The 13,063-nt window shown below is 63.3% G+C and carries 12 protein-coding genes; all 12 read right to left on the bottom strand.

Going from position 1 to position 13,063, the window contains the following annotated elements; genetic code table 11:
• Window positions 1-28 precede the first annotated feature (28 nt).
• On the bottom strand, window positions 29-1,519 hold the full coding sequence (locus tag AC3WLY_RS20395; protein WP_175962895.1) for an NADH-quinone oxidoreductase subunit M: 1,491 nt from the start codon (window positions 1,517-1,519) through the stop codon (window positions 29-31).
• 18 nt (window positions 1,520-1,537) lie between these two features.
• Window positions 1,538-3,592, bottom strand: coding sequence for an NADH-quinone oxidoreductase subunit L (gene nuoL / locus AC3WLY_RS20400; RefSeq protein ID WP_072440691.1), 2,055 nt, complete (start codon window positions 3,590-3,592; stop codon window positions 1,538-1,540).
• 17 nt (window positions 3,593-3,609) lie between these two features.
• Window positions 3,610-3,915 (bottom strand): NADH-quinone oxidoreductase subunit NuoK, encoded by a 306-nt coding sequence (nuoK, locus tag AC3WLY_RS20405; RefSeq protein WP_004185739.1) that lies wholly within the window; start codon window positions 3,913-3,915, stop codon window positions 3,610-3,612.
• Between the two features lie 17 nt (window positions 3,916-3,932).
• Window positions 3,933-4,583 carry an NADH-quinone oxidoreductase subunit J gene (locus AC3WLY_RS20410; protein ID WP_034184892.1) on the bottom strand — a complete coding sequence of 217 codons (651 nt, stop codon included), beginning with the start codon at window positions 4,581-4,583 and terminating at the stop codon, window positions 3,933-3,935.
• Window positions 4,584-4,686: 103 nt separating this feature from the next.
• Window positions 4,687-5,175 (bottom strand): NADH-quinone oxidoreductase subunit NuoI, encoded by a 489-nt coding sequence (gene nuoI, locus AC3WLY_RS20415; protein ID WP_006478270.1) that lies wholly within the window; start codon window positions 5,173-5,175, stop codon window positions 4,687-4,689.
• Between the two features lie 12 nt (window positions 5,176-5,187).
• On the bottom strand, window positions 5,188-6,255 hold the full coding sequence (nuoH, locus tag AC3WLY_RS20420) for an NADH-quinone oxidoreductase subunit NuoH (RefSeq protein WP_072440695.1): 1,068 nt from the start codon (window positions 6,253-6,255) through the stop codon (window positions 5,188-5,190).
• On the bottom strand, window positions 6,256-8,586 hold the full coding sequence (nuoG, locus tag AC3WLY_RS20425; protein WP_492310014.1) for an NADH-quinone oxidoreductase subunit NuoG: 2,331 nt from the start codon (window positions 8,584-8,586) through the stop codon (window positions 6,256-6,258).
• Between the two features lie 82 nt (window positions 8,587-8,668).
• Window positions 8,669-9,979: an NADH-quinone oxidoreductase subunit NuoF gene (gene nuoF, locus AC3WLY_RS20430; protein ID WP_034184889.1), complete on the bottom strand. Its 1,311-nt coding sequence runs from the start codon at window positions 9,977-9,979 to the stop codon at window positions 8,669-8,671.
• The gene (nuoE, locus tag AC3WLY_RS20435; protein WP_006756903.1) at window positions 9,976-10,461 is read right to left on the bottom strand and encodes an NADH-quinone oxidoreductase subunit NuoE; all 486 of its coding nucleotides are present in this window, start codon (window positions 10,459-10,461) and stop codon (window positions 9,976-9,978) included. The genes nuoF and nuoE overlap by 4 nt, the downstream gene beginning before the upstream one ends.
• A gap of 174 nt (window positions 10,462-10,635) precedes the next feature.
• Window positions 10,636-11,889, bottom strand: a complete 1,254-nt coding sequence (locus AC3WLY_RS20440) for an NADH-quinone oxidoreductase subunit D (protein ID WP_111016514.1) — start codon at window positions 11,887-11,889, stop codon at window positions 10,636-10,638.
• Window positions 11,890-11,898: 9 nt separating this feature from the next.
• Window positions 11,899-12,501, bottom strand: coding sequence for an NADH-quinone oxidoreductase subunit C (locus AC3WLY_RS20445; protein ID WP_006478264.1), 603 nt, complete (start codon window positions 12,499-12,501; stop codon window positions 11,899-11,901).
• 21 nt (window positions 12,502-12,522) lie between these two features.
• Complete coding sequence (locus tag AC3WLY_RS20450) at window positions 12,523-13,002, bottom strand: NuoB/complex I 20 kDa subunit family protein (RefSeq protein ID WP_006398799.1); 480 nt, start codon at window positions 13,000-13,002, stop codon at window positions 12,523-12,525.
• Window positions 13,003-13,063 lie beyond the last annotated feature (61 nt).

Consider the following 13,063-nt stretch of genomic DNA (forward strand, 5'->3'; position numbering starts at 1 on the left):
GCATGATCTTGATTTCCTCCGCTCGCGATTACTGGGCCAGCGGCAGCTTGGACTGCGCGACGTGGGAGAGGAGGTTTTCGACGGAAACGTGCATCACGTCGGTAAAGGGCTTCGGATACAGGCCCATCAGCATCGTGAACGCGGCGAGTACGGCCAGCATCAGGAATTCGCGACGGCCGATGTCCTTCAGCTTGGCGACGTGATCGTTCGCCACCGCGCCGAAGTACACGCGCTTGTACATCCACAGCGTGTATGCAGCGCCGAGGATCAGCGTGAACGCCGCGCCGAATGCGATCCAGAAGTTGTACTGGACGGCCGCGAGAATCACCATGAACTCGCCGACGAAACCCGACGTACCCGGCAGGCCGCAGTTGGCCATCGAGAACAGCATCGCGAATGCCGCGAACTTCGGCATCACGTTGACGACGCCGCCGTAATCGGCGATCTCGCGCGAGTGCACGCGGTCGTACAGCACGCCGATGCAGAGGAACATCGCGCCCGACACGAAGCCGTGCGAAATCATCTGGATGATCGCGCCTTCGACGCCGAGCTGGTTGAAGATGAAGAAGCCGAGCGTGACGAAGCCCATGTGTGCGATCGACGAATACGCGACCAGCTTCTTCATGTCGGCCTGCACCATCGCGACGAGGCCGATGTAGATCACCGCGATCAGCGACAGCGTGATCACGACGGGTGCCAGGAAGTGGCTCGCGTCAGGCGTGATCGGCAGCGAGAAGCGCAGGAAACCGTATGCGCCGAGCTTCAGCATGATCGCCGCCAGCACGACCGAACCGCCCGTCGGCGCTTCCACGTGCGCGTCCGGCAGCCAGGTGTGCACCGGCCACATCGGCACCTTCACAGCGAACGCAAGGAAGAATGCGATGAACAGCAGTATCTGTGGCGTCATCGCGATCTTCGCGTTCTGCCACGTCGCGAGGTCGAACGAATGCGTTTCCGTGTACAGGTAGATCAGCGCGACCAGCATCAGCAGCGAGCCGGCCAGCGTGTACAGGAAGAACTTGAACGCCGCATACACGCGGTTCGGGCCGCCCCACACGCCGATGATGATGTACATCGGGATCAGGGTCGCCTCGAAGAACACGTAGAACAGCAGGCCGTCGGCCGCCGAGAATACGCCGATCATGATCCCGGACAGGATCAGGAAGGCCGCGAGATACTGCGATACGTGCTCGGTGATCACTTCCCAGCCCGCGATCACGACGATCACGGTGATGAGCGCGGTCAGCACGACGAACCACATCGAGATGCCGTCGACGCCGAGGTGATACGAGATGTTGAAGCGCTCGATCCACGTCGACTGCTCGACGAACTGCAGCGCGGCCGTGCTCGCGTCGAAGCCCGTGATCAGCGGAATCGTGACCGCAAGGCCGAGCAGCGAGCCGATCAGCGCGAGCCAGCGCGCCAGCCCCGGATTTTTGTCGTTACCCACCGCGAGCACGAGGAGGCCGAAAACGATCGGCAGCCAGATCGCGGTACTGAGAATCGGAAAAGCGTGCATTGTTCTTGTCCCCTCGCCTTATTTGCCGCCGAGCGTTACAAACAGGGTCAGGAGCCCCAGCATGCCGATGATCATGGCGAACGCGTAGTGATAGATGTAACCGGATTGGAGGAAGCGGATCACGCCGGCGAACCAGCCGATGAACCGGGCGCTGCCGTTGACGAGGCCGTCGATCACCACGACATCGCCCTCTTTCCACAGGCCGCGGCCGATCGCGACCGAGCCCTTGGCAAACACCACCTCGTTGATCTTGTCCATGTAGTACTTGTTGTCGAGCAGCGTGTAGATCGGGCCGAACGCGCGGCGGATCACGGCAGGCAGCTCAGGACGCTTCAGGTACAGGAACCATGCGACCACGACGCCGGCGATCGCGAGCCACAACGGCAGCGTCGTCAGCGAGTGCAGGCCCATCGCGGCCCAGCCGTGGAATTCCTTGCCCAGCTCTTCGAGGCCCGGGTGGTTTTCGCCGATGAAGATCACCTTGTCGAATGCCACGCCATGTTCGAAGAAGCTGCCGTACAGCATCGGGCCGATCGCGATCGCACCGACGATCACCGACGGAATCGCGAGCAGCACGAGCGGCAGCCACACGACCCACGGGGTCTCGTGCGGTTCGTGCGCGTGGTCGTCATGACCATGGCCGTGGCCGTGATCGTCGTGACCGTGCGCGGCCGCCATGCCCATCGGCGATTCAGGATGCTTCGGGTTGCGGAAGCGCTCTTCGCCGTGGAACACGAGGAAGTACATGCGGAACGAGTACAGCGCCGTCACGAATACGCTTGCGACCACTGCGAAGTACGCGAAGCCCGAACCCGCGAGATGCGATTCCTTCACGGCCTCGATGATCGAATCCTTCGAGTAGAAGCCCGAGAAGAACGGCGTGCCGATCAGTGCGAGCGAGCCGATCAGCGACGTGATCCACGTGATCGGCATGTACTTGCGCAGGCCGCCCATGTTGCGGATGTCCTGGTCGTGATGCATGCCGATGATCACCGAGCCCGCGCCGAGGAACAGCAGCGCCTTGAAGAACGCGTGCGTCATCAGGTGGAACAACGCGACCGGGTACGCGGACACGCCGAGCGCGACCGTCATGTAGCCGAGCTGCGACAGCGTCGAATACGCGACCACGCGCTTGATGTCGTTCTGGATGATGCCGAGGAAGCCCATGAACAGCGCCGTGATCGCGCCGATCACCGTGACGAACGACAGCGCGGTGTCCGACAGCTCGAACAGCGGCGACATGCGCGACACCATGAAGATGCCGGCCGTCACCATCGTCGCCGCGTGAATCAGCGCCGAGATCGGGGTCGGGCCTTCCATCGAGTCCGGCAGCCACACGTGCAGCGGGAACTGCGCCGATTTACCCATCGCGCCGATGAACAGGCAGATACAGGCGACGGTCAGCAGGCCCCAGTCGGTGCCCGGGAAGTGCAGGCTCGCGAGCTCCGCGCGCTTCGCGAACACTTCGCCGTAGTTCATCGAGCCGGCGAATGCGAGCAGCAGGCCGATGCCGAGCAGGAAGCCGAAGTCGCCCACGCGGTTCACGAGGAACGCCTTCATGTTCGCGTAGATCGCGCTCTCACGCGTGAAGTAGAAGCCGATCAGCAGGTACGACACCAGACCCACCGCTTCCCAGCCGAAGAACAGCTGCAGGAAGTTGTTGCTCATCACGAGCATCAGCATCGAGAACGTGAACAGCGAGATGTACGAGAAGAAGCGCTGGTAGCCGTCTTCTTCCGACATGTAGCCGATCGTGTAGATGTGCACCATCAGCGACACGAAGGTCACGACGACCATCATCATCGCGGTCATCGAATCGACCAGGAAGCCGACCTCGAGCTTCAGCGAGCCGACCCGCATCCATTCGTAGATGGTCGCGTTGAAGCTCGCGCCGCCCATCACGTCGACGAAGACTTTCGCCGACAGGAGGAACGCGATCATCACGCCGAGGATCGTGATCCGGTGTGCGCCCTTGCGCCCGACTGCGTTCCCGAACAGCCCCGCAATCAGCGAGCCGGCCAGCGGAGCGAGCGGAATCGCCAGCAGCAGGTTTTCATTGAGTGTCGTTGACATAACAGCGTTGCCTGAAATTAACCTTTGAGCTGATCGAGATCCTCGACATTGATCGTGTCGAGCTTACGGAACAGGGTCACCAGAATCGCGAGGCCGATCGCGGCTTCCGCTGCGGCGACCGTCAGCACGAAGAACACGAAGATCTGGCCGTGCACATCGCCGAGGTAGTGCGAGAACGCGACGAAGTTGGTATTCACCGCCAGCAGCATCAGTTCGATCGCCATCAGGATGATGATGATGTTGCGGCGGTTCAGGAAGATCCCGACGATCGCGATCGCAAAGAGGATCGCGCCGAGCACGAGGTAGTGAGCAAGAGTCAACATGGTTTTCTTTCCTCCGCTTAGCCGTTGGTGCTCGTACCGGCTTCGCTCTGCGCCGTTTCCGGCTCCGGCTTGTCCGCTTCCATCTTCACGAGGCGCACGCGGTCGTTGCGGCGCACCTTGACCTGATCCGACACGCGCTGGCGCTTGCTGTCCTTGCCCTTGCGCTCGGTCAGCCCGATCGCGGCAATGATCGCGACCAGCAGCACGAGGCCGGCGATTTCAAACGCGAAGATGTAGTCGGTGTAGATCACCTTGCCGATCAGTCGCGTGTTCGACCAGTTGGCCATCTCGCCCGTCGCCATCGCGTGTACCGTATGCGTGTCGCCGTAGCCGCGCCACAGGATCAGCGCGGTCTCGATCACGATGATCGCGCCGACCACGGTCGCCATCGGTACGAAGCGCTTGAAGTCGCGGCGCAGGTAGTCGATGTTGATGTCCAGCATCATCACGACGAACAGGAACAGCACCATCACGGCGCCCACGTAGACCAGCACCAGCAGGATCGCGAGGAACTCCGCTTCCAGCAGCATCCAGATCGCGGCGGCGTTGAAGAACGCCAGCACAAGGAAAAGCGCAGACGCCACCGGGTTGCGCGAAGTGATCACCTTCAGCCCTGATACCACCAGGAGCAGCGCGAAGATGTAGAACAGTACGGTCGTGAATTCCATGATTACCGGTTCATCGTTAGGCCATAGTCAGGCGCGGCTTGCGGGACGCCCGCACCCGTCGCGGCGGCTCGGCCCGTGCTGCGGGCCGGCACTGCAAACACAATCAACGATACGGCGCGTCGGCAGCCTTCGCCGCGGCGATGTCCTTCTCGTAGCGATCGCCCACCGCGAGCAGCATTTCCTTCGTGAAATACAGGTCGCCGCGCTTCTCGCCGTGGTACTCGAGAATCTGCGTCTCGACGATCGAATCGACCGGGCAGCTCTCTTCGCAGAAACCGCAGAAGATGCACTTCGTCAGGTCGATGTCGTAGCGCGTCGTGCGGCGCGTGTTGTCCGCGCGCGTTTCCGATTCGATCGTGATCGCCAAGGCGGGGCACACGGCCTCGCACAGCTTGCACGCGATGCAGCGCTCTTCGCCGTTCTCGTAGCGGCGCAGTGCATGCAGCCCGCGAAAACGCGGCGAGATCGGGGTCTTCTCTTCCGGGAACTGCACGGTGAACTTGCGCTTGAACGTGTAACGACCGGTCAGCGCGAGCCCCTTCAGCAGTTCGGTCAGGAAGAAAGTCTTAAAGAAGTGTTGGATTGCCGTCATGATTTCGTCCGATTACTTCACCCAGATGTTGAGCGGCGACATCATCCAGAAGCCGACCACGACCACCCAGATCACCGTGACGGGCAGGAACACCTTCCAGCCCAGACGCATGATCTGGTCGTAACGGTAGCGCGGGAACGTCGCGCGAACCCAGATGAACACCGACAGCAGTGCGAAGACCTTCAGCACCAGCCAGAAGATGCCCGGAATGAACGACAGGAACTCGAACGGTGCATCCCAGCCGCCGAGGAACAGCGTCGCAGCCAGCGCCGAGATCACGATCATGTTGATGTACTCGGCGAGGAAGAACAGCGCGAACGCCATGCCCGAGTAATCGATCATGTGACCGGCAACGATTTCCGACTCCCCTTCCACCACGTCGAACGGGTGACGGTTCGTTTCGGCGATGCCCGAGATGAAGTAGACGACGAACGCCGGCAGGAGCGGCAGCCAGTTCCACGACAGGAAGTTCACGCCGTGGCCCGCGAAGAAGCCGTGCTGTTGCGAACCGACGATTTCCGACATGTTCAGGCTGCCGGCCGTCATCAGCACGAGCACCAGCGCGAAGCCCATCGAGATTTCGTACGAGACCATCTGCGCCGCGGCGCGCATCGCGCCGAGGAACGCGTACTTGGAGTTCGACGCCCAGCCCGCGAGAATCACCGCGTACACGCCGATCGACGAGATCGCCATCGCGTACAGCAGGCCCGCATTGATGTTCGCGAGCACGGCCTGAGCCTGGAACGGGATCACGGCCCACACGGCGAATGCCGGCACGACGGTCATGACCGGCGCGATCAGGTACAGCCAGCGGCTGGCGGCGCTCGGCTGAATGACTTCCTTCAGCAGCAGCTTCAGCACGTCGGCGATCGGCTGCAGCAGGCCGCCGGGGCCGACGCGGTTCGGGCCGAGACGCACGTGCATCCAGCCGATCAGCTTGCGTTCCCACAGAATCAGGTACGCGACGCACAGCAGGATGACGACGGAGACGACGAGGATGCGCACGATTGCCCACACCGTCGGCCACGCGAAGCCGAGAAGCTGGGCTCCGCCCGCGTTGATCGTATCGAACAAGCTCATTTACGCCTTCTCCACCACCAGTTCACCGGACAGGCTGCCGAGCGCTGCGCCGGCAGGCGTCGCCGCCGACACGCGAACGACCGTCTCCGCAAGATTCGCGTCGCGCACGGCCGGCAACTGCACCGCACGCTCGCCCTGGCGCACGCGCACGGCGTCGCCTTCCTTCAAGCCCAGCTTGTCGAACAGCGCGGCCGGCAGGGCTGCGGCATTCGCCGCCTTCGCGGCGGCCGTCAGGTGCAGTGCACCTGCGCGGCGCACGAGCGCGTCGGCGTGATAGATCGGCACATCGGCCAGGCGTTCGAAGCCGCCGTTCGCGGCATTCGCCGCGACGCGCGTCGGCGTGACCGACGTCTGGTTCGACAGACGGCCCGCGACGCCTTCATCGCCGAGCGCCGCGAGACGCACTTCTTCCGCCGTCTCGTATTCGAAGTTCGGCAGGCCGAGCAGGCTGCCGAGCACGCGCAGCACCTTCCAGGCCGGACGCGTGTCGCCGAGCGGGCGCACGACGCCGTTGAAGCTCTGCACGGTGCCTTCCGCGTTGACGAACGTGCCGGACGTTTCCGTGAACGGCGCAACCGGCAGCAGTACGTCGGCGTAGTCGAGGCCGTGCTTGAACGGCGACATCACGACGACCATCTCCGCCTGGTTCAGCGCGGCAAGCGCCTGCGCCGGATCGGCGGTGTCGAATTCCGGTTCGACGTTCAGCAGCACGTAGCCCTTGCGCGGCTGCGCGAACGCTTCGCGTGCATTCAGGCCGCCTTCGCCCGGCAGCGCGCCGACGACGTGTGCGCCGACCGTGTTCGCCGCTTCCGTCAGGAAGCCGAACGTCGCGCCGGTGTTGTCGGCGATCCACTGGGCGACCGCGTGCAGCTTCGCGAATTCCGGATGGCGGACCGCGACGTTGCCGAGCAGCACCGCGCGGCGTTCGCCGTTCGCGAGCGACTGCGCGACCGCCTGAGCGGCCGGCGATGCGGTAACGCCGGCGAGCGTGTCGGGCAGCGCGACGCCGCGCAGTTGCGCGACAGCCGCGGCGATGCCGGCCAGCTCGTCGAGCCATGCCGACGGCGCGGCGACGATGCGCTGCGCGGTCGGGATCAGTGCGTCGTCACCGGTCGCGTGCAGGAAGTGCAGCTTCGCGCCGTTCTTCGCGGCCTGGCGCAGGCGCGCGGCGAACAGCGGGTGGTCGCGGCGCAGGAACGAACCGACGACGAACGCGGCGTCCACGTTCGACAGGTCGGCGATCGGCATGCCGAGCCACGGCGCGCCCTGGACCGGCGCCGAGAAATCCTGCTGACGCAGACGGAAATCGACGTTCGGCGTCTTCAGTTCGTGTGCGAGCTGCTTCACGAGGAACAGCTCTTCAGCGGTGCTGTGCGCGCTCGCGAGCATCGCCAGCGCGTTCGCGCCGTGATCCGCGGCGATGCCCTTCAGGCCCTTCGCGACATATTCGAGCGCGGTCTGCCAATCGGTTTCGATCCATTGGCCGCCCTGCTTCAGCATCGGCTTCGTCAGGCGCTCTTCGCTGTTGAGGCCTTCATACGAGAAGCGGTCCTTGTCCGAGATCCAGCATTCGTTGATCGCTTCGTTCTCGAACGGCAGCACGCGCATCACGCGGTTGTTCTTCACCTGCACGACGAGGTTCGCGCCGACGGAATCGTGCGGGCTCACCGACTTGCGGCGCGACAGTTCCCACGTACGGGCGCTGTAGCGGAACGGCTTGCTGGTCAGCGCGCCGACCGGGCACAGGTCGATCATGTTGCCCGACAGCTCGGAGTCGACCGTCTTGCCGACGAACGTCGTGATTTCCGAGTGCTCGCCGCGGCCCAGCATGCCGAACTCCATCACGCCGGCGATTTCCTGGCCGAAGCGGACGCAGCGCGTGCAGTGGATGCAGCGCGACATTTCTTCCATCGAGATCAGCGGGCCCACGTTCTTGTGGAACACCACGCGCTTTTCTTCCGAGTAGCGCGACGACGACTTGCCGTAGCCGACCGCCAGATCCTGCAGCTGGCATTCGCCGCCCTGATCGCAGATCGGGCAATCGAGCGGGTGATTGATGAGGAGGAATTCCATCACCGACTGCTGCGCCTTCACAGCCTTGTCGGACTGCGTGTGGACGATCATGCCGGCCGACACGGGAGTCGCGCAGGCAGGCACGGCCTTCGGCATCTTCTCGACTTCGACGAGACACATCCGGCAGTTGGCCGCAACCGACAGTTTCTTGTGATAGCAGAAGTGAGGAATGTACGTATCCGCCTTGTGCGCAGCCTGGATCACCATGCTGCCTTCGGGCACCTCGACCTTCTTGCCGTCTATTTCAAGTTCAACCATGATGGTGAATGGTCCTTAACCTATTTCCGCCCGTTCGCGCCTTCGCCCGACCGTGCGCTCAAATTCCGCAACCGGGTTCGCTTCAGGCCGCAGCCGCGTGCGCGTGGCCGCCGACCATGCAGTGCTTGTGCTCGACGTGGTACGCGAATTCGTCCCAGTAGTGCTTGAGCATCCCGCGTACCGGCATCGCCGCCGCATCGCCGAGTGCACAGATCGTGCGGCCCATGATGTTCTCGGCAACCGAGTTCAGCAGGTCCAGATCTTCCTGGCGGCCTTCGCCGTGCTCGATACGGTTCACGACGCGATACAGCCAGCCGGTGCCTTCGCGGCACGGCGTGCACTGGCCGCACGATTCCTCGTAGTAGAAGTACGACAGACGCAGCAGCGAGCGCACCATGCAGCGCGTCTCGTCCATCACGATCACCGCGCCGGAACCGAGCATCGAGCCCGCCTTCGCGATCGAATCGTAGTCGAGATCGGTCTGCATCATGATGTCGCCCGGGATCACCGGTGCCGACGAACCGCCCGGAATCACGGCCTTGATCTTCTTGCCGCCGCGCATTCCGCCGGCGAGCTCCATCAGCGTCGCGAACGGCGTGCCGAGCGGCACTTCGTAGTTGCCCGGACGCTCGACGTCGCCCGACACCGAGAAAATCTTCGTGCCGCCGTTGTTCGGCTTGCCGATCTCGAGATAATTCTGCGGCCCGATGGACAGCAGGAACGGCACCGCGGCGAACGTCTCGGTGTTGTTGATCGTGGTCGGCTTGCCGTACACGCCGAAGCTCGCCGGGAACGGCGGCTTGAAGCGCGGCTGGCCCTTCTTGCCTTCGAGCGACTCGAGCAGCGCCGTTTCCTCGCCGCAGATGTACGCGCCGTAACCGTGGTGCGCGTGCAGCTGGAACGAGAATTCGGAGCCCATGATGTGGTCGCCGAGGAAGCCTGCGGCGCGCGCTTCATCGAGCGCGGCCTCGAAGCGTCGATACACTTCGAAGATTTCGCCGTGGATGTAGTTGTAGCCGACGGTGATGCCCATCGCGTATGCGCCGATGGCCATGCCTTCGATCAACGCGTGCGGGTTCCAGCGCAGGATGTCGCGATCCTTGAACGTGCCCGGCTCGCCTTCGTCCGAGTTGCAGACGAGATACTTCTGCCCCGGGAACTGGCGCGGCATGAAGCTCCACTTCAGGCCGGTCGGGAAGCCCGCACCGCCACGGCCGCGCAGGCCCGACGCCTTGACGTCGGCGATCACCTGCTCGGGCGGAATCTTTTCTTCGAGAATGCGGCGCAGCTGCTTGTAGCCGCCGCGCGCGACGTAGTCTTCGAGATGCCAGTTCTCGCCGTTCAGACCAGCGAGGATCAGCGGTTTGATGTGACGGTCGTGGAGGGACGTCATTTCGAGAGCTCCTCAAGCAGCTGGTCGATCTTCTCGCGGCTCATGAAGCTGCACATTCTGTGATTGTTCACCAGCAGCACCGGCGCATCGCCGCACGAGCCCATGCATTCGCCTTCCTTCAGCGTGAACTTGCCGTCGGGCGTGGTCTCGCCGAAGCCGATGCCCAGCTTCTGTTTCAGGTAGTCGGCAGTCGCTTCCGCGCCGCCGTGCGGGCCAAGCTGGCACGGCAGGTTCGTGCAGAGCGTGATCTTGTGCTTGCCGACCGGGTTGAGCTCGTACATCGTGTAGAACGTCGCGACTTCCTGCACGGCGACGGCCGGCATGCCGAGATAGTCCGCAACGAACTGCATCAGTTCGGGCGACAGCCAGCCGTGCTCTTCCTGAGCAACGGCCAACGCCGACATCACGGCGGACTGTTTCTGATCGGCGGGATACTTCGTCAACGCTCGATCGATTTCCTTCAGGCCTTCAGCTGAGATCATTTTCAGACACGACTCTTTCAATTCCTACCGAACGAAGAACCTGCCGCACACTTGGGGTGCATGGACGGCAGACCTGGCGCTCACTCTGTTGACAGCTTGCGAAGTCGCGCCGGTTCAGCGCGCATCGCGTGTGACTTACCGCTCGCCGCCCGGAGCAAACGGGCGGCGCAACCATTAGCGATCGATCTCGCCGAACACGATGTCCTGCGTACCGATGATCGTGACGGCGTCGGCGATCATGTGACCGCGCGCCATTTCGTCGAGCGACGCCAGGTGCGCGAAACCCGGTGCGCGAATCTTGAGGCGATACGGCTTGTTGGCACCGTCCGACACGAGGTAGATGCCGAACTCGCCCTTCGGATGCTCGACCGCCGCGTACGCTTCGCCTTCCGGCACATGGAAACCTTCGGTGAAGAGCTTGAAGTGGTGAATCAAGTCTTCCATGTTGGTCTTCATGCCGACGCGCGACGGCGGTGCAACCTTGTGATTGTCCGTCATCACCGGGCCCGGATTCTTGCGGAGCCACTCAATACACTGTTTCGCGATGCGGATCGACTGGCGCATTTCTTCGACGCGCACCAGATAGCGGTCGTAGCAATCGCCGTTCACGCCGACCGGCACGTCGAAATCCATGCGATCGTACACTTCGTACGGCTGCTTCTTGCGCAGGTCCCACGCGATGCCCGAGCCGCGCAGCATCGGGCCCGTCATGCCCATCTGCAGCGCACGCTCGGGGCTGACCACGCCGATCCCGACCAGACGCTGCTTCCAGATCCGGTTGTCGGTGAGCAGCGTTTCGTATTCGTCGACGCACTTCGGGAAGCGCGTGAAGAAATCGTCGATGAAGTCGAGCACCGAGCCGCTGCGCGCTTCGTTCATCTTCGCGAGCGCCTTCTCGTTGCGAATCTTCGACGCCTTGTATTGCGGCATTGCGTCAGGCAGGTCGCGGTAGACGCCGCCCGGACGATAGTACGCCGCGTGCATCCGCGCGCCGGACACCGCTTCGTACACGTCCATCAGGTCTTCGCGTTCGCGGAATGCGTACAGGAACACGGCCATCGCGCCGACGTCGAGTGCGTGCGCGCCGATCCACATCAGGTGGTTCAGCACGCGCGTGATCTCGTCGAACAGCACGCGGATGTACTGCGCGCGCTCCGGCACGTCGATGCCGAGCAGCTTTTCGATCGCGAGCACGTAGCCGTGCTCGTTGACCATCATCGACACGTAGTCGAGACGATCCATGTACGGCACGGACTGGATAAAGGTCTTGGATTCCGCGAGCTTTTCGGTCGCGCGGTGCAGCAGGCCGATGTGCGGATCGGCACGCTGGATGACTTCGCCGTCGAGCTCGAGCACGAGGCGCAGCACGCCGTGCGCTGCCGGGTGCTGCGGGCCGAAGTTGAGCGTGTAGTTCTTGATTTCTGCCATGACGCCCCCTTAATGTTTCAGACCGCCATAGCGATCCTCGCGGATCACGCGCGGCGTGATTTCGCGCGGCTCGATCGTCACCGGCTGGTACACGACCCGCTTTTCTTCCGGGTCGTAACGCATTTCGACGTAGCCCGACACCGGGAAGTCCTTGCGGAACGGGTGGCCGATGAAGCCGTAGTCGGTGAGGATGCGGCGCAGGTCGGGGTGGCCTTCGAACACGATGCCGTACAGGTCGAACGCTTCGCGCTCGTACCAGTTCGCGGAGGTCCAGATGTCGACCAGCGATGCCACGATCGGCAGGTCGTCGTCCGGCGCGAACGCGCGCAGGCGCAGGCGCCAGTTGTTCGTGACCGACAGCAGGTGCGACACGGCCGCGAAACGCGGGCCGTCGTAGGCACCGTCGCCGAAGGTCTGGTAGTCGACGCCGCAGAGGTCGATCAGCTGCTCGAAACGGAGCTTCGGATCGTCGCGCAGCGTTTTTGCGACTTCGAGGTAATCGCTCGCCTTCACGACGAGCGTCAGTTCACCGATCGCTTCGGTGAGGCTCACCACGCGCGCGCCGAGCGCGGCTTCGAGGTTTGCCTTGAGGGTCTCGATTTTGCTTGCCATATTGAGGGGACGCTCGGGGCTTTATTGACGGGCGATGGTATTGGTGCGGCGGATCTTCGCCTGAAGCTGGATCACGCCGTAGACCAGCGCCTCGGCCGTGGGCGGGCAGCCCGGCACGTAGACGTCGACCGGCACGATCCGGTCGCAGCCGCGGACCACCGAGTACGAGTAGTGGTAGTAACCACCGCCGTTCGCGCACGACCCCATCGAGATCACCCAGCGCGGCTCGGCCATCTGGTCGTACACGCGGCGCAGCGCGGGCGCCATCTTGTTGCAGAGCGTGCCGGCGACGATCATCACGTCCGACTGACGCGGGCTCGGACGAAACACGACGCCGAACCGGTCCAGATCGTAACGGGCCGCGCCCGCATGCATCATCTCGACGGCGCAACACGCGAGCCCGAACGTCATCGGCCACAGCGAGCCGGTACGCGTCCAGTTGATCAGCTTGTCAGCCGTCGTGGTGACAAACCCTTCCTTCAAGACCCCTTCGATACTCATTTGCTTTCCACTCCAGACGAGCGACCGAGCGTGGCCGCCCATGCAAACCGGCGATTAACCC

The organism is Burkholderia sp. FW306-1C-G01B, assembly GCF_058781685.1.

Coding starts and splice junctions, on each gene's coding strand:
- AC3WLY_RS20395 (WP_175962895.1), bottom strand. CDS start 1,519: ATGCACGCTTTTCCGATTCTCAGTACCGCGATCTGGCTGCCGATCGTT.
- nuoL (WP_072440691.1), bottom strand. CDS start 3,592: ATGTCAACGACACTCAATGAAAACCTGCTGCTGGCGATTCCGCTCGCT.
- nuoK (WP_004185739.1), bottom strand. CDS start 3,915: ATGTTGACTCTTGCTCACTACCTCGTGCTCGGCGCGATCCTCTTTGCG.
- AC3WLY_RS20410 (WP_034184892.1), bottom strand. CDS start 4,583: ATGGAATTCACGACCGTACTGTTCTACATCTTCGCGCTGCTCCTGGTG.
- nuoI (WP_006478270.1), bottom strand. CDS start 5,175: ATGACGGCAATCCAACACTTCTTTAAGACTTTCTTCCTGACCGAACTG.
- nuoH (WP_072440695.1), bottom strand. CDS start 6,255: ATGAGCTTGTTCGATACGATCAACGCGGGCGGAGCCCAGCTTCTCGGC.
- nuoG (WP_492310014.1), bottom strand. CDS start 8,586: ATGGTTGAACTTGAAATAGACGGCAAGAAGGTCGAGGTGCCCGAAGGC.
- nuoF (WP_034184889.1), bottom strand. CDS start 9,979: ATGACGTCCCTCCACGACCGTCACATCAAACCGCTGATCCTCGCTGGT.
- nuoE (WP_006756903.1), bottom strand. CDS start 10,461: ATGATCTCAGCTGAAGGCCTGAAGGAAATCGATCGAGCGTTGACGAAG.
- AC3WLY_RS20440 (WP_111016514.1), bottom strand. CDS start 11,889: ATGGCAGAAATCAAGAACTACACGCTCAACTTCGGCCCGCAGCACCCG.
- AC3WLY_RS20445 (WP_006478264.1), bottom strand. CDS start 12,501: ATGGCAAGCAAAATCGAGACCCTCAAGGCAAACCTCGAAGCCGCGCTC.
- AC3WLY_RS20450 (WP_006398799.1), bottom strand. CDS start 13,002: ATGAGTATCGAAGGGGTCTTGAAGGAAGGGTTTGTCACCACGACGGCT.